A 20,490-nucleotide genomic window follows, 5' to 3' on the forward strand; every position below is an offset into this window, starting at 1 on the left:
GTGTCACCTCACGATTTCCCGGAAGACCCTCCACGACCGGTACCCGCACAACACGGGCGAGCATGCGCGCCGGCGGCGCCCGTCAGGCGGACAGGGTCAGCGCGATGTCGACGATCATGTCCTCCTGGCCACCGACCAGGCCTCGTCGGCCGCACTCCATGAGAAGGTCGCGCACGTCCACGCCGTAGCGCGCGGAGGCGGCTTCGGCATGGCGCAGGAAGGACGAGTAGACGCCCGCGTAGCCCAGGGTGAGGGTTTCGCGGTCGACCCGGACGGGGCGGTCCTGGAGCGGACGGACCAGGTCGTCGGCGGCGTCCTGGAGGGCGAACAGGTCGCAGCCGTGGTCGAAGCCCGACAGGTCGGCGACCGCGATGAACGCCTCCAGCGGACAGTTCCCGGCGCCCGCGCCGTGCCCGGCCAGGGAGGCGTCCACGCGGAAGCAGCCGTTCTCCACCGCGACCACCGAATTGGCCACCGAGAGCGAGAGGTTCTCGTGCGCGTGGATCCCGATCTCGGTCTCCGGCCGCAGCACGTCCCGATACGCACGCACCCGGGCGGCGACGTCGTTCATGGTGAGCCGGCCGCCGGAGTCGGTGACGTAGACGCAGTGCGCGCCGTACGACTCCATCAGTCGGGCCTGCCGGGCAAGTGCCTCCGGCGGGGCCATGTGCGAGAGCATCAGGAATCCGGAGACGTCCATGCCGAGTTCGCGCGCCGCGGCGATGTGCTGCGCGGAGATGTCGGCCTCGGTGCAGTGCGTGGCGACGCGGACCGAGCGCACCCCCAGGTCGTAGGCGCGGCGCAGATCGTGGATGGTGCCGACGCCCGGCAGCAGCAGCGTGGTCAGCCGGGCGCGCTCCAGGACGGAGGCGGCGGCCTCGATCCAGGCCCAGTCGCTGTGCGAGCCGGGGCCGTAGTTGAGCGAACCGCCCGCGAGGCCGTCGCCGTGCGCCACTTCGATGGCATCCACGCCGGCCCGGTCGAGGGCGGTGACGATCCGCGCGACGTCGGCGGGGGTGATCCGGTGCCGTACGGCGTGCATGCCGTCCCGCAAGGTGACGTCCTGGACGAAGATGGGGGTGCTCACGAGGCGGCCTCCACGTGCGGGCGGGTGGTGCCGCGGTCGTTGCCGGCGTCCGGGCCGCGGGCCGCGTCGCGGGCCGCCATCCGTTCGCCGACGCGGAGCGCGGCCGAGGTCATGATGTCGAGGTTTCCGGCGTAGGCGGGCAGGTAGTGGGCGGCGCCCTCGACCTCCAGGAACACCGAGACCTGGTGCGTGGGCCGGTCCGTGCCGGGGGCGAGCAGGGTCTCCAGCGGTTGGTCGGCGGGGACGGGGGTCACCTGGACCTCCTGCTTGAGCCGGTAGCCGGGCACGTACTCGGCGACGGCGGCGACCATCGTGGCCACCGCCTCCCGGATCCGCTCCGCCGTGTCGGGGCCGGGCGCGCGCACCAGCGCCAGGACGGTGTCGCGCATGATCAGCGGCGGCTCGGCGGGGTTGAGCACGATGATCGCCTTGCCGCGCCGGGCGCCGCCGACCTCGACGATCGCGGCCGAGGTGGTCTCGGTGAACTCGTCGATGTTGGCACGGGTGCCCGGTCCGGCGGACTTCGAGGCGATGGACGCGACGATCTCGGCGTACGCGACCGGGGCCACCGCGCCGATCGCGGCGACCACCGGGATGGTGGCCTGTCCGCCGCAGGTGACCATGTTGACGTTGTCGGCGTCGAGGTGCTGTTCGAGGTTGACCGCCGGAATGACGTACGGCCCCAGCGCCGCGGGCGTGAGGTCGATCAGCCGTTTGCCGTACGGGCGCAGCCGGGCCGCGTTGTGGGCGTGCGCCTTGGCCGAGGTGGCGTCGAAGACGATCCCGATCTCGTCGAATCCGGGCATCGCGATCAGCCCCTCGACCCCGTCGTGGGTGGTCGGGACGCCGAGCCGGCGGGCGCGGGCCAGGCCGTCGGAGTCGGCGTCGATGCCGACCATCGCACCCATCTCCAGGTGTTCGGCGGTGCGCAGCACCTTGATCATCAAATCGGTGCCGATGTTGCCCGATCCGATGACGGCGACCTTGGTCCTGGTCATGAACCCTCCTCGTCGAAGTCCGGGCCGAAGTCGATCGCGACCGTGCCGAGCCCGGTGATGTCGGCGCGGACGCTGTCCCCGGGCGCCACGGGGTGCATCGGCCCCAGCGCACCGGAGAGCACGAGTTGCCCGGCGCGCAGCGGATCGCCGAGGTCGCGCGCCTGCCGGGCCAGCCAGGCCACCGCCTCGATCGGGTCGCCCAGGCAGGCGGCGCCGGTGCCGGTGGAGACCGCCTCTCCCCCGACCGTCATGGTCATCCGCACCTCGCGCGGCACGAATTCGTCCAGGCCCCTGCGCACGGTGCCCAGGACGTACGCGCCCGACGAGGCGTTGTCGGCCACGGTGTCGGCGAAGCGGATGTCCCAGTCGCGCACCCGGCTGCCGCAGATCTCCAGGGCCGCGACCGCGTGGTCGATGGCATCGTGCACCTGGGCGAGGTCGAGCGGCCCGTCGGCGAGATCGGCGCCGAGCACGAACGCCACCTCCGCCTCGACGCGCGGTTGCAGCACCGCACGGTACGGGACCACGTCCCCGTCGGCATGGCCCATGTCGTCGAAGAGCACACCGAAGTCGGGCCGGTCGACGCCCAGTTGCCGCTGGACGGCGGTGGAGGTGAGGCCGATCTTGCGGCCGACGACCCGGGCGCCGCGGGCCAGCCGGTCGTCGACGATCCGGCGCTGGACGGCGTACGCCGCGGCCAGGTCGCCCGGACCGATCAGGTCGCGGACCGGGGCGCAGGCGACGCCGGTCGCGGCGGCGTCGAGCAGCCGTTCGGCCGCTGCGCGCACCGCGTCCTCGCCGTGGGGGGAAGTACTGGTCATGGCGGCATCGTCGCGACCCTCGCCGATCACCCACAACCAAAGCGTCTCGCTCAGCGATACGCTGGCCGGGTGCCCGACTCCGCAGACCGAGCCCCCGACCGAGCCCTCGACCAAGCCCCCGACCGCAACAGCGTCCTGAGCAAGGCGACCGCCATCCTGGAGGCGTTCACCGTCGACGACCGCACCGTCGCGCTCGCCGAACTGGTGCGCCGTACGGGCCTGCACAAGGCCACCGTGCACCGGCTCACCGGGGAGCTGGTGGCACTGCGGCTGCTCGACCGGCTGCCGGGGGGTTATCGGCTCAGCGGCACCCTGTTCGAGCTGGGCATGCGGGCGTCCGTCGAGCGCGGACTGCTCGAACTGGCCATGCCGTTCCTTCAGGACCTGTACGAACGCACCCACGAGATCGTGCACCTGGGCGTGCGCGAGGGCACGGACGTGGTCTACGTCGCCAAGATCGGCGGGCATCGGCAGGCCCGCAGCCCCTCCCGGGTGGGCGGCCGGATGCCGATGCACTGCACCGCGATCGGCAAGACGCTGCTCGCGCACGGCGACGAGGAACTGCGCCGCACCGTGCTCTCCGGTGTGCTGGAGCGGCGTACCCCGCACACGGTGGTCGCGCCCGGGTTGTTGCGCCGCCGGCTGGACGCGGTGCTGGAGAGCGGTGTCGCGTTCGAGTACGAGGAGTCCGCGCTCGGTCTGGTGTGCGTGGCCGCGCCCGTCCTGGGTCCGGACGACGAGCCGGTCGCGGCGATCAGCGTGGCCGGGCCCAGCACCCGTTTCCGCCCCGAGGCGCACGTGGCCGCGCTGCGCGCCGCGGCGACCGCCCTGGGCGGCGTACTCGCCCGGCGGGACGCGCTGACCTGACCGGGGACTCCGACGGCCCGCCCCGGGCCCGGGGCGGATGCTCGGGCCGGGCCGGCGCGGCTTCGGAGCGCACCCGGCACAGTTCGGGGACGGCGCATCAGCACATGCTCTCGACGGGTCGCCGCATGTTCCCCGGGCTCGGACCTCCCTCGACCCGCTCGTCCCGAGGTGCCGGCGGGTGTGTGGGGGTGCGGCTTGTACGGTGGGTTTCGTGACCGTCGACCCGTTTCCCGATCCGACCGCCGAGTTCGAGGCGCAGCGGGGGCGGCTGTTCGGGATCGCGTATCGGATGTTGGGCTCGGCGGCCGAGGCCGAGGACGCGGTGCAGGACACGTATCTGCGCTGGCACGCGGCCGAGCGGGGACACATCGACGCGCCGGGGGCGTGGTTGGCCAAGGTGCTGACCAATCTGTGCCTCAACCGGCTGACGTCCGCGCGGGCCCGGCGCGAGGAGTACGTCGGACCGTGGTTGCCCGAGCCGGTGCGGACGGACACCGGGGTGCTCGGGCCGTTGGAGACCGCCGAGCAGCGGGACGCGGTGTCGATGGCGATGCTCGTGCTGCTGGAGCGGTTGTCGCCGCCGGAGCGGGCGGTCGTGGTGTTGCGGGACGCGTTCGGGTACAGCCATCGGGAGATCGCCGAGGTGCTGGACTGGTCGGAGGCCCATTCCCGGCAGACCCATCGGCGGGCCGGGCTGCGCCTCGCGTCCGGGCGGCCGCGTTTCGAGGCTCCCGCGGCGGTGCGGTCCGATCTGTTGGCGCGCTTCCTCGCGGCGGCGGCCGAGGGAGCGCTCGACGAACTGGAGGCGCTGCTCGCGGACGATGTCGTGGCGTGGTCCGACGGGGGCGGCAAGGTCACCGCGTCCACGCGCCCGGTCTTCGGTCGGGACAAGGTGGCCCGGTTCCTCCTGGGCCTGATGGCCCGATTCGCCTCCGGTATGGAGTTCGGCTTCGCCGAGGTCAACGGCGACACGGCGCTGTTGGGCTGGGAGGGCGGAGCGCTCACGACGGCCGCGGTGGTGGAGGTCGGCGCGCAGGGCATAGCGGGCGTGCGGATGGTCCGGAATCCGGAGAAGCTGAAATTCCTCGAAGAACAATGCCGAGAGTTGTCACGTAACGCGTAGCCGTTCGGTTCCTTGCTGACGAGGGCGACGTCGCGGAGGTGCGGCGTCCCCGTGGCGAGGAGGACCGATGAGCGAGAACGTGATCCTGGTGACGGGCGCGACCGGTGTGCTGGGGCGTGAGGTGCTGGACCGGGCACGGCGGGCCGGCGTGCCGGTGCGGGCGATGACCCGCCGGACGGCGCTGCCCGACGATCCGGGGGTGGCCTGGATGACCGCCGACCTGCAGACGGGTACGGGCCTCGGCGCGGCGTTCGACGGTGTCGCGACGATCATCCACTGCGCGTCGGATACGCGGCGGCCGAAGCACGACATCCCCGGCTGGCGACACCTGTTGGACGCGGCGCGGCGGGCCGGAGTCGGGCACATCGTGAACATCTCGATCGTCGGCGTGGACCGGATCCCGTACTCGTACTACCGGATCAAGGTCGAGGGTGAGCGGTTGCTGGCCGAGTCGGGCATCCCGTGGACGAACCTGCGCGCGACGCAGTTCCCCGAGTTGCTGCACAGGGCGTTCGGCGTGCTGGCCAAGGCACCCGTCGTCCTCGTGCCGTCGAAGACCGAGTGCCAACCCGTGGACCAGGGTGAAGTGGCCGACCGCCTGGTGGAGTTGGCGCTGGGTGCGCCGGCCGGGCGGGTCCCGGACATGGGCGGGCCGCGCGTCTACGAGGCGGCTGACCTGGCACGTTCCTGGCTCAAGGCAATGGGCAGGCGGCGAAGGGTCGTGCCGGTACGCATCCCGGGCAAGGCGGGCGCCGGGTTCCGCGCCGGAGGGCTGGTCACGCGGGAGCACGCGGTGGGCGTCCGGACCTGGGAGGAGTACCTCACCACCAAGCAACCCACCTGACCCGGCTCCGCCGCTCCTGTCCCCTCCCCCGGCCCGCGGCGCCCGACCGCGGGCGGGGGCACCTCGCACCGGTGTTCACACCAGCGCCGCGGCGCCCACGAGTCCGGCGTCCGCGCCGAGTGTGGCCGTCAGCAGCGGCGGGGCCGCCGGGCGCGCGGCCGTGTGTTCGGCGTAGGCGCGCTCCATCGCCGCGCGCACCGGTCCGGCGGCGCTGCCCAGCCCACCGCCCACCACGATCGCGGCCGGATCGAGCAGTCGCACCACCGCCGCCAGGACCGTACCCAACGCGCGGCCGGCGGAGTCCAGCACGGCCGCCGCCTCGGGCCCGCCCTCGGCGAGCACCTCGCGGGTCCCGGCCACCCCGAAACGCTCGCCGATGCCGCGCCCGGAGGCGTAACTCTCCAGGTTCCCCGGCCAGTTCGGGTCCACCGAACCCGGCACCTCGAACTCGCCGAGCGCGATCGCCTCACCCCGCGCGCCGGTCACGGGCGTACCGTCGAGCACGAACGTCGAGGACAGGCCGGTGCCGAGCGAGACGTAGAAGAAGCCGTCCAGCTCCCGACCGGCGCCGTGCCGGGCCTCGCCGAGCGCGCCGCAGCGCACGTCCGACCCCACCGCGCACGGAACGTCGAGCGCGAGCGCGGACAGCACGTCGAGCGGTTGTTTGTCCCACGCCAACACCTCGCGGCTGGTCAACAGCCCGTCGGCGGCCACGTATTCGGGGAAACCGGCGCCCAGCCCGGTCACCGTCAGCCCCAGGCGTCGTGCCGCCGCGAGCAGGTCGACCGCCGCCGCCCGGGTGCCGGCGAGCCCGGGGTCGCGCAGCCGCCCGGCGGTGACGGTGGGGCGCTCGTCGCGGTGCAGGACGGTTCCGTCGGCCGTGACGAGCGCGGCGGCGATCTTGGTGCCGCCCACGTCCAGGGCCGCGGTGACGAAGGTGCTCAAGGGTTCTCCCACGATGGCTTGCTCATCGGTCGTACGCGGCGCGAGGTCCCGCCGGCCGCCCTACTCGGTCCCCCGATGCAGCGTGGCCTCGAATCGATACGCGTCCCCGCGATACACCGCCCGCCCCAGCAACACCGGCGCCTCGCCGCGATCGAAGGTGACCTCCTCGCCGATCAGCACCGGCGAGCCCACGGGCACCCGCAGCAGCTCGGCGGTGGACGCGTCGGCGGCGTCCGCGTGCGCGGTGTACTGGCTGCGCAGGATGTGTACGCCCGTCTCCTCCAGGAGCGCGAACAACGAACGGTTCTCCAGCTCCGCCGTCTCCAGCGCCCGCGCCCGGTCGCGGACCAGCACGGTGGTGTCCAGGCAGACGGGAACGCTGTCCAGGCCGCGCACGCGGGTGATCTCCACCACCTCGGAGGCGGGCGCGACGCGCAGCCGTACCGCCTCCTCATAGCTCGCCGGCCGCACCCGCCGGGTCAGCAGCCGCGCGGTGGCGGTGAGTCCGCGGTCCCGCGCGACGTCGGTGAAGCTGCGCAGCAGGCTCGGCGGTTCGCTGACCACGTCGGTGGAGACGTACCACCCGCGTTGGGCGGAGGCGTGCACCCGGCCGTCGCGCTCCAGACCGGCCAGGGCCAGGCGCAGGCTGCTGCGGCTGACCCCCAACCGTTGGGCGAGCGCGCGCTCGCCGGGCAGGCGGCTGCCCGCGGGGAATTCGCGCCGGTCCAACGCCTGGGCCAGTGCCCGGTAGGCGAGTTGCACGGCCGGTCCCGCGGCGGCGGGGAGATCGTCGCTGACTGTCACAGCGCGAGAACATACCAGAAGAACCAATAGTCAGACCAGATGCGAATCTGGTCCAATCTCTGGACTAACTGGTCTGCCGTAGGTCATGATCCGGGAAGAAGCGACAAGCGGAACCCGTCACTCCGACGACCCCCTCCTGTCCGTTACGAGCAGCCCGTCCGATATGGATGTTCTGTCCACTGTGGACGGCTTCTGCCACACCCACGACGCGCAAGGAACCCTCAATGCCGGTAAGCGAACCCGTCCGTCTCGCCGTCGTCGGTGCCGGGACGATCACCCAGTCGGTGCACCTGCCCGCGATCCGGCGCCTCGGCGACGTCGTCACCACCGCGGTCGTGTGCGACCTGTCCCCCTCCCGCGCGGCATCCGTCGCCGCCGGGACCGGCGCCGGCGTGCGGGCCGAAACCGACTACGCCCGGGTCCTGGCCGATCCCGACGTGGACGCCGTACTGCTGGCCACCCCCGGCACCCACGCCCGCGACGCCAAGGCCGCCCTGCTCGCCGGCAAGCACGTGCTCGCCGAGAAGCCGCTGTGCCTGACCGTCGCCGAGGCCGACGAACTCGGCGCGCTGGCCGCCGAGCGCAACCTGGTGCTCCAGGTCGGCTACATGAAGATGTACGACCCGATCACCGCGCTCGCCGCCGCCGAGCTGGACACCCTCGACACCCCGCGCACCGTGCGCGTGACCGTGCTGCACCCGGCCGACGAGCCCCAGGTCGCGCACCTGCGGATGCCGCCGCCGGCCGACGACGCGGACGGCGCGGTGATCGCCGAGGCGATCCGCTACGAGGCCGACCGCACGCTCGACGCCCTCGGCGAGGTCCCGGCCGAACTCGGCCGCTACTACCGCGAGGTGCTCAACGGCTCGGTGATCCACGAACTCTCGCTGCTGCGCGCGCTCGGCTTCACCCTGCCGACCTCCTTCGACACCGCCGACCTGTGGCCGTGGCCCGTCGAGGGCGAACCGCCGTGCCTGCTGGCGTCCGCGCCGCTGGGTGTCGACGGGGCCGCGCGCCTGGTGCTCAACTGGAACTGGCTGCCCGACCACCCCGAATACGGCGAGGAGGTCGCCGTGCTCGCCCGCGACGGCCGGCTGCGCCTGGACATGGCCGCGCCCTACCTCGTGGACGTGCGCAGCACGTTGCGGGTCGAGCGCGCCCACGACGGGGCCAGCCGCGACTCGCTCGTGCGCTCCGGCTACGACACCGGATTCGTCGTACAACTGGCCGAGTTCGCCGCGTCGATCACGCACGGCGCGCCGGTGCGCTCGACCGCGAGCGGGGCCGCCGAGGACGTGCGCTGCCTCCAGGCGCTGATCGCGGCGATCGCCCGCCGCGCCGACGTGCGCGTCGGCGGCGAGGCCGCCCTCGTGGAAGGTGACGCCCGATGATCACGACCCGACCCTCCGGCCCCGCCCTGCGGATCGGCAACGCCCCCGTCAGCTACGGCGTCTACGGCGAAGCCGCCGGCGGCGCCGGCACCTCGCCCGAGGCCCTGCTCGCCTCGATGGCCGAAGCCGGTTACGCGGGAAGCGAGTTGGGCCCGCCCGGGTTCTTCGGCACCCCGGCCGAGACCGCCGCCCTGTTCACCCGGCACGGCCTGGCCGCCGTCGGGGCCTACATCCCCGTGCACTACGCGCTCGGCGACGACGTGGTGGCGCACGACCTGGCCCGGATGGAACAGACCTGCCGCGAGTTGGCCGCATGCGCGGAGGCCGGCGGCGAGACGCCGCTGGCGATCCTGGCCGACGAGGGCAGCCAGGCCCTGCTGCACAACCCGGCCCGCGCCTGGGAGGACCGCTCGCTCGCGCTCGACGACGCCGGGTGGCGGCGGCTGGCGGAGTTGTCCGCGCAAGCCGTCGCGCTGGCCCGCTCGTACGGGCTGCGCACCTCCTTCCACCCGCACATCAGCACCTTCGTCGAATCGCCCTGGGAGGTGGACCGGCTGCTCGACCTCACCGAGGTGGGCCTGACGCTGGACATCGCCCACATCCAACTCGCGGGCGGTGACCCGGTCGAGTGCCTGGACCGCTGGCACGAGCGGATCAACCACGTGCACCTCAAGGACGTCGACACGAGCGTGCTGGCCCGGGCCAAGGCCGAGCGCCGCACCGACTTCGACACGTGGTGGGCGAACGTATGCGTGCCCTTCGGGTGCGGCGACGTCGACATCGACCGATTCCTGGTCGCCCTCCTGCGCGGCGGCTACCGCGAGTGGCTGCTGATCGAGCAGGACCGCGCGCCCACCCCCGCCGAGCTGTACCCGACCGTGGCCGCCGAACAGGCCGCCAACCGCGCGTGGCTCGCGGCCAAGGTCGCCGAACTCGTCTGACCCCGACCCCGATCCCGAGGGGCGCTCCGCCAGGCCGCCCCTCGGTCCCTCTTGACCACCCACGGTGGTCGGATCCGGGAGCAACCATGAAATCTCTGCGCTGGACCGCCGTCGCGGGGATCGCCCTGACCGGCATCCTCGCCACCGGGTGTGGCGTCCCCGGCGCGGGCGGCACCACCGTCGCCTCCGACCTCGCCGGCGGTCCCGTGACCCAACGGGTCACCGCCGAGGACGTCAAGGCCATGGGCGACACCAAGCTGCGCGTGCTCGCCGACGCCGGCGAGGAGAACACGCTCAAGGCCCTCGTGCCGCTGTACGAGAAGAAGTACCCCAACGTCGAGGTCGAGGTCGCCACCAAGGGCTTCGACGACCTGATGAAGACCGTCGTCAACTCGATGTCCGGCTCCGACGCGCCCGACCTGGCCCAGGGCAACCAGGGCTACGGCACCGACGGCCCGCTGGTGAAGGCCGGACTGATCCGCCCGCTCGACGACGTGATGCGCACCTACGGGTGGGAGAACACCTTCACCGAGGGCGCGCTCAAGCAGTACCGCTGGTCGCCCGACGGCTCGATCTTCGGCTCCGGCAGCCTGTACGGCATCAGCCCCGCCACCGAATACGTCGGCGTGTTCTACAACACCGACAAGCTCGCCAGGCTGGGCATCGCGCCGCCGCAGACCTACGCCGAGTTCACCGCCGCGCTCGACCGGGTCAAGGCCGCCGGCGAGCAGCCGATCATGCTCGGCAACGCCGAGAAGTATCCGGCGAGCCAGGTCATCGGCCTGGTCCAGGGCCAGAACGTGCCCAGCCGCGACGTGCGTTCGTGGATCAGCGGAGTGCCCGGCACCACGGTGGCCGACCCCGGCACCGTGGACGCCGCCCGGACCGTGCAGGACTGGGCGGCGCAGGGCTACTTCGGCCCCGGCTACAACGGCATCAGCTCCGACGACGCGGTCGCCAAGTTCGGCGCCGGCGAGGGCGCGTTCCTCGTCGCCGGCTCCTGGAACGCACCTTCGCTCCAGGAGAACATGAACGGCAAGGTCGGGTTCACCCTGCCCGCCCGCGCCGACGGCACCCGCGCGACCGTGGGCTCGCTGGGCCTGGGCTGGCACATCGGCGCCAAGACCAAGAAGTTGCCCGCCGCGGTGGCGTTCCTGGACCTGCTGATGAGCGACGAGTTCGCGCAGACCATCGCCGACGTCGGCCGCACCCCGGTCACCGGCGCGGGCAAGATCAAGGCCGGCAGCCCCGTGGTCGAGCAGGTCAACACGATCGGCCTGAAGCTCCTGGTCGACGACGGCCAGAACTTCTACCTCGACTGGGCCTCGACCACCATGTACGACACCATCGGTGCCAAGACCCAGGACCTGCTGGCCAAACACACCTCGCCGAGCGGTTTCGCCAAGGCGCTCCAGGACGACCGGGAAGCGTTCGCGGCCAAACAGCGCACGGATCGCAAGGCCGCGTCGTGAGCGGCCTGCGCGCCTGGGGCGCGAGACAGTACTGGCCCGCGTTCTTCTACCTGCTGCCGGCCGCCGTGTTCTACACGCTGTTCGTACTGCGCCCACTGGGCCAGACGGCGTGGGTGTCCCTGTTCGCCTGGGACGGCATCACCGAGGGCCGCTGGGTCGGCGCGGACAACTACACCGCGCTCCTGGACGACGGCCGGATCCCCTCCGCGATCGCGCACTCCCTCGTCTTCGTCGTCTTCTACGCGGTCTTCCCGGTCGCGCTCGGACTGTTCCTGGCCGCGCTGATGTCGCGGATCAGGGTGCGCGGGCTGAGCTTCTTCCGCGCGGTGTTGTTCCTGCCGCAGATCCTGGCGACCGTGGTGGTCGCGGTGTCGTGGCGGTGGATCTACGACATCGACGGCCCGCTGAACGCCGGGCTGCGCGCGGTGGGCCTGGGCTCGCTCGCGCGGGCCTGGCTCGGCGACTACGACACCGCGCTGCCGGCGGTGGGCATCGTCGGCACGTGGGTGATGTACGGCCTGTGCATGGTGCTCTTCCTCGCCGGCGTGCAGAAGATCCCCACCGAACTGTACGAATCGGCCCGGCTCGACGGGTGCGGCCCCATCCGGGAGTTCTTCACCGTCACCCTGCCCGCGCTGCGCGGCGAGATCGCCATCGCGCTCGTGCTCACCATCACCTACGCGCTGCGCAACTTCGACCTCGTGTGGAACACCACCGCGGGCGGCCCGGGCACCTCCACCACCGTGCCCAGCGTGTTCGTCTACCAGGGCGCGTTCCTCACCCACGAGGTGGGCGGCGCCGCCGCGATCAGCGTCTGCCTGACCGCCGTGGTGCTCGTCGTCACCGGCGTGATCATGCGCCTCGTGCGCGGCAAGGAGGGCTGACCGATGCCGGGCAACAGTCGCCGACAGACCGTCATCGGTCACACGATCCTCGTGGTCGCCGCCCTCGTCGCGCTCTACCCGTTCCTGTCCGTGCTGCTGCTCGCGTTCGGCGAACCCGGCACGCGCACCAGCGGATTCTCCATACCCAGCTCGGTCAGCTTCGACAACTTCACCGAGGCGTGGCGGCGCGGTCTGTTCTCGGACGCGCTCACCTCCAGCCTGATCGTCGCCGCCGCCGTGGTGATCGGCACGATCGTGCTCGCGGTGTTGGCGAGCTACGCCCTCGCGTTCTTCCCGTTCCCGCTCAAGGGCCCGATGCTCGGGCTTTTGCTGATCGGGCTCGTGATGCCGTACGAGGCGACCGTGATCCCGCTCTACTACCAGCTCAAGGACTGGGAACTGGTCAACACCTACTGGGCGTTGATCCTGCCGCAGATCGGACTGTCGCTGCCCTTCGCGGTGTTCTGGATGCGGACGTTCTTCGTCTCCACGCCGCCCGCGCTGCGCGAGGCCGCCTCGGTCGACGGCGCGTCCCGCCTGCGCACCCTGCGCTCGGTGCTGCTGCCGATGGCGATGCCCGCGATCGGCACCCTGGCCACCCTGCTCTTCCTGTTCGCCTGGAACGAGTTCCTGCTCGCCCTGGTCCTGGTCCCCGACGACCGCTCGGTGCAGACCGCACCGCTCGCCCTGTCGTTCTTCGCCGGCAACCGCCGCAACAGCGATCCGGGCGTGACCGCCGCCGCGGCCGTCCTGGTCGCCCTTCCCGTGCTCATCAGCTATATCGCCCTCCAGCGCCGCATGATCAGCGGAATGCTCGCGGGCGCCGTCAAGGAGTGACACCCATGCCAGCCCCCCTTCCCCTCCGGGTCTTCGACGCACCCGCGGACCTCGGCGACGCGCTCGCCCGCGAGATCGCCGACGGCATCGTCACCGCCGCCGCGGCCGGTGTGCGCTACGTCCTGGGCTGCCCGGGTGGCCGCAGCCCCAAGCCGGTCTACGACGCGCTGGCCGAACAGGTCGCCGCCCGCGGCTTGGACCTGCGGCACGTGGTGATCGCGATGATGGACGAATACGTGGTGGCCGGCTCCGACGGCTACACCGACATCGACCACGGCGCGCACAACAGCTGCCATCGCTTCGCCGCTGAGGAGATCGTCGCCCCGCTGAACGCCGCCGCCGGCCCCGGGCGCGGCATCCCCGCCGACGCCGTCTGGTTCCCCGACCCCGCCGACCCCGAGGCGTACGACACCCGCCTCGCCGACGCGGGCGGCATCGACCTGTTCATCCTGGCCTCCGGCGCCACCGACGGACACATCGCCTTCAACCCGCCCGGCGCGCCCCGGGACAGCCGCAGCCGCGTCGTCGAACTGCCCGACAGCACCCGGCGCGACAACCTCGGCACCTTCCCCGACTACGCCTCGCTCGACGAGGTCCCCCGGCACGGCGTGACCGTCGGCGTGCAGACGATCGTCTCCCGCTCGCGACGCGCGGTCATGGTCGTACACGGCGAGCACAAGCGCGAGGCGGTGCGCCGCCTGGGCGCGGCCGACGACTACGACCCGGCGTGGCCGGCGACCCTGGTCGTCACCTGCGAACACCCGTCCCTGTACGTGGACCGCGCCGCGGCGGACGCCCGATGAGCGAGGCCCTGGACCTGATCACCCTCGGCCGGGTAAGCGTGGACCTGTACCCCGAACAGATCGGCGTCGGCCTGGCCGACGTGCGCACCTTCGCCAAATACCTCGGCGGCAGCGCGACCAACGTCGCCGTCGCGGGTGCCCGGCACGGGCTGCGCACGAGCGTGGTCACCGGCGTGGGCCAGGACCCGCTGGGCGACTTCGTGCGGCGCGCGCTGCGCGGATTCGGCGTTGCCGATCGCCACGTGGTCACCGTCTCCGGCCGGCAGACGCCGGTCGTGCTGTGCGAGATCTTCCCGCCGGACCACTTCCCGCTCTACTTCTACCGGCCGAACGCCCCCGACCTCGCGCTGACCGTCGAGGACCTGGACACCGAGGCGCTGCGCGCCGCGCGCATCGTGTGGATCACCGGCAGCGGGCTGTCCGCCGAACCCTCGCGCAGCACTACGCTGCGCGCCGTCGCCGACCGGGTCGAGGGCGGCGACACCGTGCTCGACCTGGACTGGCGGCCGATGTTCTGGGCCGACCCGAGCGAGGCGCCCGCCTGGTACGCCCGGGCGTTGGCGCACGCCACCGTGGCGGTGGGCAACCGCGACGAGGTCGAGGTCGCCGTGGGGACCCGCGACCCGGACGAGGCCGCCGATCGGCTGTTGGCTCGCGGCGTGCGGCTGGCCGTGGTCAAGCAGGGGCCGGCCGGCGTGCTGGCGCGCACCGCCACGGAGGAGATTCGGCTGGCGCCGATTCCCGTGGAGGTGGTCAACGGCCTCGGCGCCGGCGACGCGTTCGGCGGCGCGCTCGCGGCCGGCCTGGCCGGCGGACTGCCGCTGCGGCGCACGTTGGAGATCGCCAACGCCGCCGGTGCCTTTGTGGCCGGGCGGCATGCGTGTGCCGATGCGATGCCGACTCCGGCCGAGATCGACGCGTTGATCGCGCGCTCTGTCGGCGACGCCTCCGTCCCCGCCGGCGACTCGGGCCCCGGGACCGCTTCGAGCGCCGCCCTCGGATCCATTACCGGCTCCACCCCCAGTGCCACCCCCGTTTCCGCCCCTACCGAAGGACAGCTGTGACCATCGCCCCCGACATCGCCTCGGTCGTCACCACCCGTCTGACCGACCCCGGTGCCATCCGCCGCGCCGCGCTGGCCCGACCCCGGTTCGAGCGCGCCGGTTTCGCCCGTCCGCTGTTCATCCTCGCCGCCGACCACGCCGCACGCGGCGCGATCGCCGCCGGTGGCGACCCGACCGCGATGGGCGACCGGCACGAACTGCTCGCGCGCTGCGTCGAGGCGCTGGCCCGCCCCGGGGTGGACGGCTTCCTGGGCACCCCGGACATCGTCGAGGACCTGATCCTGCTCGGCGCGTTGGACGGCAAGCTGGTCCTGGGCTCGATGAACCGAGGCGGCATCCCCGGCGCGAGCTTCGAACTCGACGACCGGTTCGGCTCCTACGACGCGCGCGGCATCGCCGAGGGCGGCCTGGACGGCGGCAAGATCCTGCTGCGCGTGGACCCGGCCGACGCCGGCACCGCCGAGACGCTGATCGGCACCGCGAACGCGGTCAACGAGCTGGCCGAACGCGAACTCATGGCGCTGATAGAGCCGTTCCTGTCGGTCCGGGAGAACGGCAAGGTCCGCAACATCCTCACCCCCGACGCGCAGATGAAGGTCAACAACATCTCCGCCGCACTGGGGCGCACCTCGGCGTACACGTGGCTCAAGGTGCCCGTCGTCGACGAGATGGAGCGCATGATGGCCTCGACCACCATGCCCACGCTGCTCCTGGGCGGCGAGGGCGGCGGCGACGTCGACGCGATGTACGCCTCCTGGCAGCGCGCGCTGGAGATCCCGCACGTGCGCGGCCTGATCATCGGACGCACCATGCTCTTCCCGCACGACGGCGACGTGGCCGGCGCGGTCGACACCGCCGTGTCCCTGGTGCGTGGGGCCACGCGGTGAGCCCCCTGCACCTGCCCGACGGGAGCACCGCCGAGGGCGGCTTCCGGGTGGCGATCACCCCCGAGTCGGCGGGCTGGGCCTACAGTTCGCTGCGCGTGCTGGAGCTGGCCCCGGGCGAGACCCGCCGGTTCGAGACGGGCGACGCGGAGACGATCGTGCTGCCCCTGGCCGGGTCGTGCGTGGTCACCGTCGACGCGGCGACCTACGAACTCGCGGGCCGCGAGCACGTGTTCGCGCGCGTGACCGACTTCGTCTACGCGCCGCGCGACGCGCGGGTGAGCGTGACCTCCGAGCGCGGTGGCCGCTTCGCGCTGCCGGCGGCGCGCTGCGAGCGGCGTCTGGCCCCGGCGTACGTGCCGGCCGCCGACGTCGCGGTCGAGGTCCGCGGTGCGGGCGCCGCCTCGCGACAGGTCAACAACTTCGCCGCGCCGGACGGCTTCGGCTGCGACCGCCTCGTCGCGGTCGAGGTGCTCACGCCCGGCGGCAACTGGTCCTCGTACCCGCCGCACAAGCACGACGAAGCCCGCCCCGGGGAGGCGGTGTTGGAGGAGATCTACTACTTCGAACTCGGCTCCTCCGGCGGCCCCGGGCGCCCCTTCGGCTACCAGCGGGTCTACGACGGGCAGGCGGTGGACGTGCTCGCCGAGGTGCGCCAGGGCGACGTGGTCCTGGTGCCGCGCGGCTACCACGGTCCGTCGATGGCGCCACCGGGATACCCGATGTACTACCTGAACGTGCTCGCGGGCCCGCATCCGCAGCGCACGATGGCCTGTTGCGACGACCCCGAACACCACTGGGTCCGGCAGTCCTGGGAGAGCGTGGAACGCGACCCCCGGGTGCCGATGTGCGATGCGGAGGGACCACGATGAACACCGTGCGCACGACGAACACCGTGCGAATGACCACGGGACAGGCGCTGGTGCGCTTCCTCTCCCGTCAGTACAGCGAACGCGACGGGGTCGAACACCGGCTGATCGAGGGCTGCTTCGGGATCTTCGGACACGGCAACGTGGCCGGGATCGGACAGGCGCTCCTGGAGCGGCCCGGCGACCTGACCTACCATCAGGCCCGCAACGAGCAGGCCATGGTGCACGCGGCGGTGGCCTACGCCCGCACCCGCCGCAGGTTGTCGACGCTGGCGTGCACGACGTCGGTGGGCCCCGGGGCGACCAACATGGTCACCGGCGCGGCGCTGGCCACGATCAACCGGCTGCCGGTACTGCTGCTGCCGGGCGACACGTTCGCCACCCGGGTGGCCTCGCCGGTCCTGCAGGAACTGGAACTGCCGTACGCCGCCGACATCAGCGTCAACGACGCCTTCCGGCCGGTGTCCCGCTTCTTCGACCGCGTCCAGCGTCCGGAGCAGCTCGCGCACGCCGCGATTCAGGCCATGCGGGTACTCACCGACCAGGCCGAGACGGGCGCGGTCACCCTCGCACTGCCGCAGGACGTCCAGGCCGAGGCGTGGGACTTCCCCGAGGAGTTGTTCGCCAAGCGGGTGTGGCACGTGCGCCGGCCGGTGCCCGACCCCGACTCGCTGGCCGCCGCCGTCGCGGTGCTGCGGAGCGCGCGCCGGCCGTTGATCGTGGCCGGCGGCGGTGTGGTGCACGCCGACGCGAGTGCCGCGCTCGCCGCCTTCGCCGCGGCCACCGGGATCCCGGTCGCGGTCACCCAGGCGGGCAAGGCCGCGCTGCCGCACGAACACCCGGCCGCCGTCGGCGGGATCGGCCACACGGGCTCGGTCGCGGCGAACGCGCTGGCCCACGACGCCGACGTGGTGCTCGGCATCGGCACCCGGTGGCAGGACTTCACCACCGCGTCGCGGACCCTGTTCGCCGACCCCGACGTACGCTTCGTCAACCTCAACATCGCCGCGTTCGACGCGGCCAAGCACGCCGGCGTCGCGATGGTCGCGGACGCGCGGGCGGGCCTGGAGGCATTGACGGCGGCGCTGACCGGCTGGAGCGCCCCGGCCGAACACCGCGCCCGCGCCGCCGAGGCGGTGCGCCGCTGGGACGCCGAGGTCGACGCCGCGTTCGCCCGCGCCCACACCCCGCTGCCCGCCCAGAGCGAGATCGTCGGCGCGGTCCGCGAGGCGATGGCGCCGCACGACGTGGTGGTCTCCGCGGCCGGCTCCATCCCCGGCGACCTGCACAAACTGTGGCGCCCGACCGATCCGCTGGGCTACCACGTCGAGTACGGGTTCTCCTGCATGGGCTACGAGATCGCCGGCGGCCTGGGCGTGAAGATGGCCGCGCCCGAACGCGAGGTGTTCGTCCTGGTCGGGGACGGCTCCTACCTGATGATGGCGCAGGAGATCGTCACGGCCGTCGCCGAGGACGTCAAACTGGTCATCGTGCTCGTACAAAACCACGGCTACGCCTCGATCGGGGCGCTGTCCGAGGCGGTGGGCGCCGAACGATTCGGCACGCAATACCGCTTCCGGGACCGGCAATCCGGCACCTTCGACGGCGATGTACTGCCGATCGACCTGGCAGCGAACGCAGCCAGCCTGGGCGCGCACGTACTCCGAGCAAACGGGCTCGCCGAATTTCGCACCGCCCTGACCACCGCCCGCGCCTCCACGCACACGACGGTCGTACACATCGACACCGACCCTCTGATCGGCGCCCCATCCTCGCGAGCATGGTGGGACGTCCCCGTCGCCGAGGTCTCCACGACCCCCACAACCGCCAAGGCCCGTCGAGGCTACGAACAAGAAAAGACCACCCAGCGCCCGCTACTGCGCCCAGCGGACTCCTGACCCCTCCCCCGCCGTAAAGCCCGTCCGCCCGCCCACGTCCTCACCGGGCGGACGGACTCGCGCCCGGGGCCGCATGTCGTGGCCGAGGAGTGCGCCCAGGTCGAGGGCCACGAGCGGTCGTGGCTCGGGATACAGGTGTACTGCGAGCCGTGACGGCGACGGCCGCGCGGCGGCCCAGCGATTGTGCTAGTCGCCGGTATCGGAATGTAGCTATGCTCTTGGGCATGAGTAAGCAGACGAACATCCGGCTGGACGAGGCCGTCAAGGCGGCTGCCGAGGAGCGGGCGAAGCGTCGTGGCCTGAGCCTGCAGGGGTACGTGGCCGATCTGATCGAGCAGGACGTGAACGAGTCGCGCGCCGCGTTCATGGCCGGCGCCGCGACGTTCCTGGCGGCGTACGCCGACCGGTTCGAGGCGGAGTTCGGCGAGGACCGCTACCCGGGCCTCCCTGCGGAGTCGGCGCGGACCGCGCCGCGGGACGCCGCGTGAACCTGCGCATCGACCTCGCGTGGATCCTGGCCATCGCCCAGCAGATCCCCGGGGACCCCCAGGTCGTCGACTACGGCGTACCGATCGCGGCGGAGGCACGGCACCGCGCGGAGATCCTGGACCACGAGGTCTACCCCGAGCCCCACCACAAGGCCGCCGCGCTGCTGTGCGAGCTGGCCAGGCATCCGAGTCTCGAAGCGGGGAACCTGCTGTTCGCGGCCACGGTGACCGCGGCATACCTGGCCGCGTGCGGCCTGCCGGTGAGCCCCGGCCTGGACACCGTCCTCCCCCTGGCCCGCGCGGCCCGCGAAGGCCTGCCGGTACGGGAGGTCGCCACCCAACTCAAGACCTGGACGAGCTGACCCACCCGGCCCCGACGGCCGCACCCTCGGACGCACCCGCGCCCGCCCGAACACCGCAAGGGACGGCGGCCGTCCGTCGGCGTCGTTAGCATCCGGGCATGACCAACAGACTGACCGATGCCGAGATCGCCGACCTGGTTGCCCGGTTCGACACCATGTCCATGGGGGAATGGGATCGGGACGCCGTCGAGCGCGCGGCCGCCGGTCTGGGCCGGCCCTCGGGCTCCGACGGCACATCCAGGCTGACGTTCGTCGGGCCGCTGCCCCATGGTCGCAGCCGCGCCCATCGGGGCCATGTTCTCGGGTCGCCGCGCGAGGGCTGCTTCACCTCGTTGGAGTGCGATCTGGCGCGCGGCGAGGATGTCGCCGTTGTGGAAGCGGTGTTCCGGACTGTCAAGACGGCGGTCGAGGCACGTATGGGGCCGGCGCCCATCGTGAGGAGCCCCGGTCCCGTGTTGCGCTGGCGTCGTCCGGAGACCCTTCTGGAGATCGAGTGGGACCGCAACGGCGTGCAGTTGCGGTTGCTGGCGACGAAGGTGGTGGAGAAGCACGAACACGCGCTCGCCGAATGGGGCGAACGCGACGACTGCGTGGCCGAACTCGGGGTGTGGCAGGGGTACATCCATCGTCATCCCGGGTTGCTGGACGCGTTCATACCCGGCGTTCGCCGCGCCGAGACCTGGGAGGAACTCGGCCGGGGCCTGCGCGAGACGCTGGAGGCGCTGCTGACGGACCTGGGCCGATTGGACGAGGACTTCCATATGGTGATCCAGCCCACGGACGAGGACGCGGAAGGTTTCGTGCAGTTCGCCTGCGGGCCCGACGAACTGACCCTGGAGGCGGCCGACGGGGTCCTCGCACCGCTGCCGGGATCGCGGACGGGCCCGCAGCTCGGCAGCGGACCGAGCCGGCTCGCCGAGATCCGTATCCCCAACCCCCGTCCGAGTGACGCCGAGCCTGCGGCACAGGCCCTGGTACGCGCCCTGCGCGCGCAAAACCTGAACCTGGACGACCTGGGCCACATGGCGTGGCTGAGCTTGGAGGGCGACTACGCACCCCACCTGATCGGACTGGGCCTGCCGGAGATCTCCTGACGGGGGCGCGTGGC

The 20,490-nt window shown here is 72.4% G+C and carries 21 protein-coding genes; 16 read left to right on the forward strand and 5 right to left on the reverse strand.

The genetic code is table 11. The features are described 5' to 3' along the window. Positions 1–82: 82 nt before the first annotated feature. The 3 genes from dmpG to ACMXN5_RS33665 are packed head-to-tail and all read right to left on the reverse strand — an operon-like array spanning position 83 to position 2,906. On the reverse strand, positions 83–1,087 hold the full coding sequence (gene dmpG, locus ACMXN5_RS33655) for a 4-hydroxy-2-oxovalerate aldolase (RefSeq protein ID WP_439678674.1): 1,005 nt from the start codon (positions 1,085–1,087) through the stop codon (positions 83–85). Continuing rightward, complete coding sequence (locus tag ACMXN5_RS33660) at positions 1,084–2,085, reverse strand: acetaldehyde dehydrogenase (acetylating) (protein WP_439678675.1); 1,002 nt, start codon at positions 2,083–2,085, stop codon at positions 1,084–1,086. The genes dmpG and ACMXN5_RS33660 overlap by 4 nt, the downstream gene beginning before the upstream one ends. After that, positions 2,082–2,906 carry a 2-keto-4-pentenoate hydratase gene (locus ACMXN5_RS33665; RefSeq protein ID WP_439678676.1) on the reverse strand — a complete coding sequence of 275 codons (825 nt, stop codon included), beginning with the start codon at positions 2,904–2,906 and terminating at the stop codon, positions 2,082–2,084. Before ACMXN5_RS33665 ends, ACMXN5_RS33660 begins: the two co-directional genes overlap by 4 nt. Positions 2,907–2,975: 69 nt before the next feature. Between ACMXN5_RS33665 and ACMXN5_RS33670 the strand changes: the two genes are divergently transcribed. The 3 genes from ACMXN5_RS33670 to ACMXN5_RS33680 all read left to right on the forward strand — a co-directional run bounded on the left by ACMXN5_RS33670 (position 2,976) and on the right by ACMXN5_RS33680 (position 5,740). Further along, positions 2,976–3,773: an IclR family transcriptional regulator gene (locus ACMXN5_RS33670; protein ID WP_395795508.1), complete on the forward strand. Its 798-nt coding sequence runs from the start codon at positions 2,976–2,978 to the stop codon at positions 3,771–3,773. A 211-nt stretch (positions 3,774–3,984) separates the two neighbouring features. Continuing rightward, positions 3,985–4,896 (forward strand): RNA polymerase sigma-70 factor, encoded by a 912-nt coding sequence (locus ACMXN5_RS33675; protein WP_439678677.1) that lies wholly within the window; start codon positions 3,985–3,987, stop codon positions 4,894–4,896. Between the two features lie 67 nt (positions 4,897–4,963). Next, positions 4,964–5,740 (forward strand): SDR family oxidoreductase, encoded by a 777-nt coding sequence (locus tag ACMXN5_RS33680; protein WP_439678678.1) that lies wholly within the window; start codon positions 4,964–4,966, stop codon positions 5,738–5,740. Positions 5,741–5,815: 75 nt separating this feature from the next. Here the strand turns inward: ACMXN5_RS33680 and ACMXN5_RS33685 are convergent, their stop codons facing one another. Next, positions 5,816–6,685, reverse strand: coding sequence for an ROK family protein (locus ACMXN5_RS33685; RefSeq protein WP_439678679.1), 870 nt, complete (start codon positions 6,683–6,685; stop codon positions 5,816–5,818). Positions 6,686–6,745: 60 nt separating this feature from the next. Then, positions 6,746–7,489 carry a GntR family transcriptional regulator gene (locus ACMXN5_RS33690; protein WP_395795516.1) on the reverse strand — a complete coding sequence of 248 codons (744 nt, stop codon included), beginning with the start codon at positions 7,487–7,489 and terminating at the stop codon, positions 6,746–6,748. A gap of 224 nt (positions 7,490–7,713) precedes the next feature. On the opposite strand from ACMXN5_RS33690, the gene ACMXN5_RS33695 reads away from it, so the two are divergent. The 13 genes from ACMXN5_RS33695 to ACMXN5_RS33755 all read left to right on the forward strand — a co-directional run bounded on the left by ACMXN5_RS33695 (position 7,714) and on the right by ACMXN5_RS33755 (position 20,476). Continuing rightward, a complete protein-coding gene (locus tag ACMXN5_RS33695) occupies positions 7,714–8,880 on the forward strand; it encodes a Gfo/Idh/MocA family protein (RefSeq protein ID WP_439678680.1) in 1,167 nt (388 codons plus the stop codon). Further along, positions 8,877–9,821, forward strand: coding sequence for a sugar phosphate isomerase/epimerase family protein (locus tag ACMXN5_RS33700; protein WP_439678681.1), 945 nt, complete (start codon positions 8,877–8,879; stop codon positions 9,819–9,821). Before ACMXN5_RS33695 ends, ACMXN5_RS33700 begins: the two co-directional genes overlap by 4 nt. A gap of 86 nt (positions 9,822–9,907) precedes the next feature. Further along, positions 9,908–11,293, forward strand: a complete 1,386-nt coding sequence (locus ACMXN5_RS33705) for an ABC transporter substrate-binding protein (protein ID WP_439678683.1) — start codon at positions 9,908–9,910, stop codon at positions 11,291–11,293. Further along, complete coding sequence (locus ACMXN5_RS33710) at positions 11,290–12,177, forward strand: carbohydrate ABC transporter permease (protein WP_439678684.1); 888 nt, start codon at positions 11,290–11,292, stop codon at positions 12,175–12,177. Before ACMXN5_RS33705 ends, ACMXN5_RS33710 begins: the two co-directional genes overlap by 4 nt. Before the next feature lie 3 nt (positions 12,178–12,180). Next, on the forward strand, positions 12,181–13,014 hold the full coding sequence (locus ACMXN5_RS33715) for a carbohydrate ABC transporter permease (RefSeq protein ID WP_439678685.1): 834 nt from the start codon (positions 12,181–12,183) through the stop codon (positions 13,012–13,014). A 5-nt stretch (positions 13,015–13,019) separates the two neighbouring features. Continuing rightward, entirely contained in the window at positions 13,020–13,817 is a 798-nt protein-coding gene (locus ACMXN5_RS33720; RefSeq protein WP_439678687.1) for a 6-phosphogluconolactonase, read from the forward strand. Continuing rightward, positions 13,814–14,881: a 5-dehydro-2-deoxygluconokinase gene (iolC, locus tag ACMXN5_RS33725; RefSeq protein ID WP_439678688.1), complete on the forward strand. Its 1,068-nt coding sequence runs from the start codon at positions 13,814–13,816 to the stop codon at positions 14,879–14,881. Before ACMXN5_RS33720 ends, iolC begins: the two co-directional genes overlap by 4 nt. Positions 14,882–14,883: 2 nt before the next feature. Beyond that, complete coding sequence (locus ACMXN5_RS33730; RefSeq protein ID WP_380006873.1) at positions 14,884–15,768, forward strand: Cgl0159 family (beta/alpha)8-fold protein; 885 nt, start codon at positions 14,884–14,886, stop codon at positions 15,766–15,768. Then, positions 15,765–16,637 carry a 5-deoxy-glucuronate isomerase gene (iolB, locus tag ACMXN5_RS33735; RefSeq protein ID WP_439678689.1) on the forward strand — a complete coding sequence of 291 codons (873 nt, stop codon included), beginning with the start codon at positions 15,765–15,767 and terminating at the stop codon, positions 16,635–16,637. Before ACMXN5_RS33730 ends, iolB begins: the two co-directional genes overlap by 4 nt. After that, positions 16,634–18,532, forward strand: coding sequence for a 3D-(3,5/4)-trihydroxycyclohexane-1,2-dione acylhydrolase (decyclizing) (iolD, locus tag ACMXN5_RS33740; RefSeq protein WP_439678691.1), 1,899 nt, complete (start codon positions 16,634–16,636; stop codon positions 18,530–18,532). Before iolB ends, iolD begins: the two co-directional genes overlap by 4 nt. 224 nt (positions 18,533–18,756) lie before the next feature. Then, on the forward strand, positions 18,757–19,020 hold the full coding sequence (locus tag ACMXN5_RS33745) for a hypothetical protein (protein WP_331769276.1): 264 nt from the start codon (positions 18,757–18,759) through the stop codon (positions 19,018–19,020). Further along, a complete protein-coding gene (locus ACMXN5_RS33750; protein WP_439678693.1) occupies positions 19,017–19,382 on the forward strand; it encodes a hypothetical protein in 366 nt (121 codons plus the stop codon). The genes ACMXN5_RS33745 and ACMXN5_RS33750 overlap by 4 nt, the downstream gene beginning before the upstream one ends. A 98-nt stretch (positions 19,383–19,480) precedes the next feature. Further along, a complete protein-coding gene (locus ACMXN5_RS33755; RefSeq protein WP_439678694.1) occupies positions 19,481–20,476 on the forward strand; it encodes a hypothetical protein in 996 nt (331 codons plus the stop codon). Positions 20,477–20,490: the final 14 nt, after the last annotated feature.

The organism is Embleya australiensis (genome assembly GCF_051903075.1).
GTDB lineage: Bacteria > Actinomycetota > Actinomycetes > Streptomycetales > Streptomycetaceae > Embleya.

What these genes read in the sequence shown, in the direction of transcription:
- ACMXN5_RS33660 (WP_439678675.1), bottom strand. Translation starts at nt 2,085, where the DNA reads ATGACCAGGACCAAGGTCGCCGTCATCGGATCGGGCAACATCGGCACC.
- ACMXN5_RS33665 (WP_439678676.1), bottom strand. Translation starts at nt 2,906, where the DNA reads ATGACCAGTACTTCCCCCCACGGCGAGGACGCGGTGCGCGCAGCGGCC.
- ACMXN5_RS33680 (WP_439678678.1), top strand. Translation starts at nt 4,964, where the DNA reads ATGAGCGAGAACGTGATCCTGGTGACGGGCGCGACCGGTGTGCTGGGG.
- ACMXN5_RS33695 (WP_439678680.1), top strand. Translation starts at nt 7,714, where the DNA reads ATGCCGGTAAGCGAACCCGTCCGTCTCGCCGTCGTCGGTGCCGGGACG.
- ACMXN5_RS33700 (WP_439678681.1), top strand. Translation starts at nt 8,877, where the DNA reads ATGATCACGACCCGACCCTCCGGCCCCGCCCTGCGGATCGGCAACGCC.
- ACMXN5_RS33705 (WP_439678683.1), top strand. Translation starts at nt 9,908, where the DNA reads ATGAAATCTCTGCGCTGGACCGCCGTCGCGGGGATCGCCCTGACCGGC.
- ACMXN5_RS33715 (WP_439678685.1), top strand. Translation starts at nt 12,181, where the DNA reads ATGCCGGGCAACAGTCGCCGACAGACCGTCATCGGTCACACGATCCTC.
- ACMXN5_RS33720 (WP_439678687.1), top strand. Translation starts at nt 13,020, where the DNA reads ATGCCAGCCCCCCTTCCCCTCCGGGTCTTCGACGCACCCGCGGACCTC.
- iolC (WP_439678688.1), top strand. Translation starts at nt 13,814, where the DNA reads ATGAGCGAGGCCCTGGACCTGATCACCCTCGGCCGGGTAAGCGTGGAC.
- iolD (WP_439678691.1), top strand. Translation starts at nt 16,634, where the DNA reads ATGAACACCGTGCGCACGACGAACACCGTGCGAATGACCACGGGACAG.
- ACMXN5_RS33745 (WP_331769276.1), top strand. Translation starts at nt 18,757, where the DNA reads ATGAGTAAGCAGACGAACATCCGGCTGGACGAGGCCGTCAAGGCGGCT.
- ACMXN5_RS33755 (WP_439678694.1), top strand. Translation starts at nt 19,481, where the DNA reads ATGACCAACAGACTGACCGATGCCGAGATCGCCGACCTGGTTGCCCGG.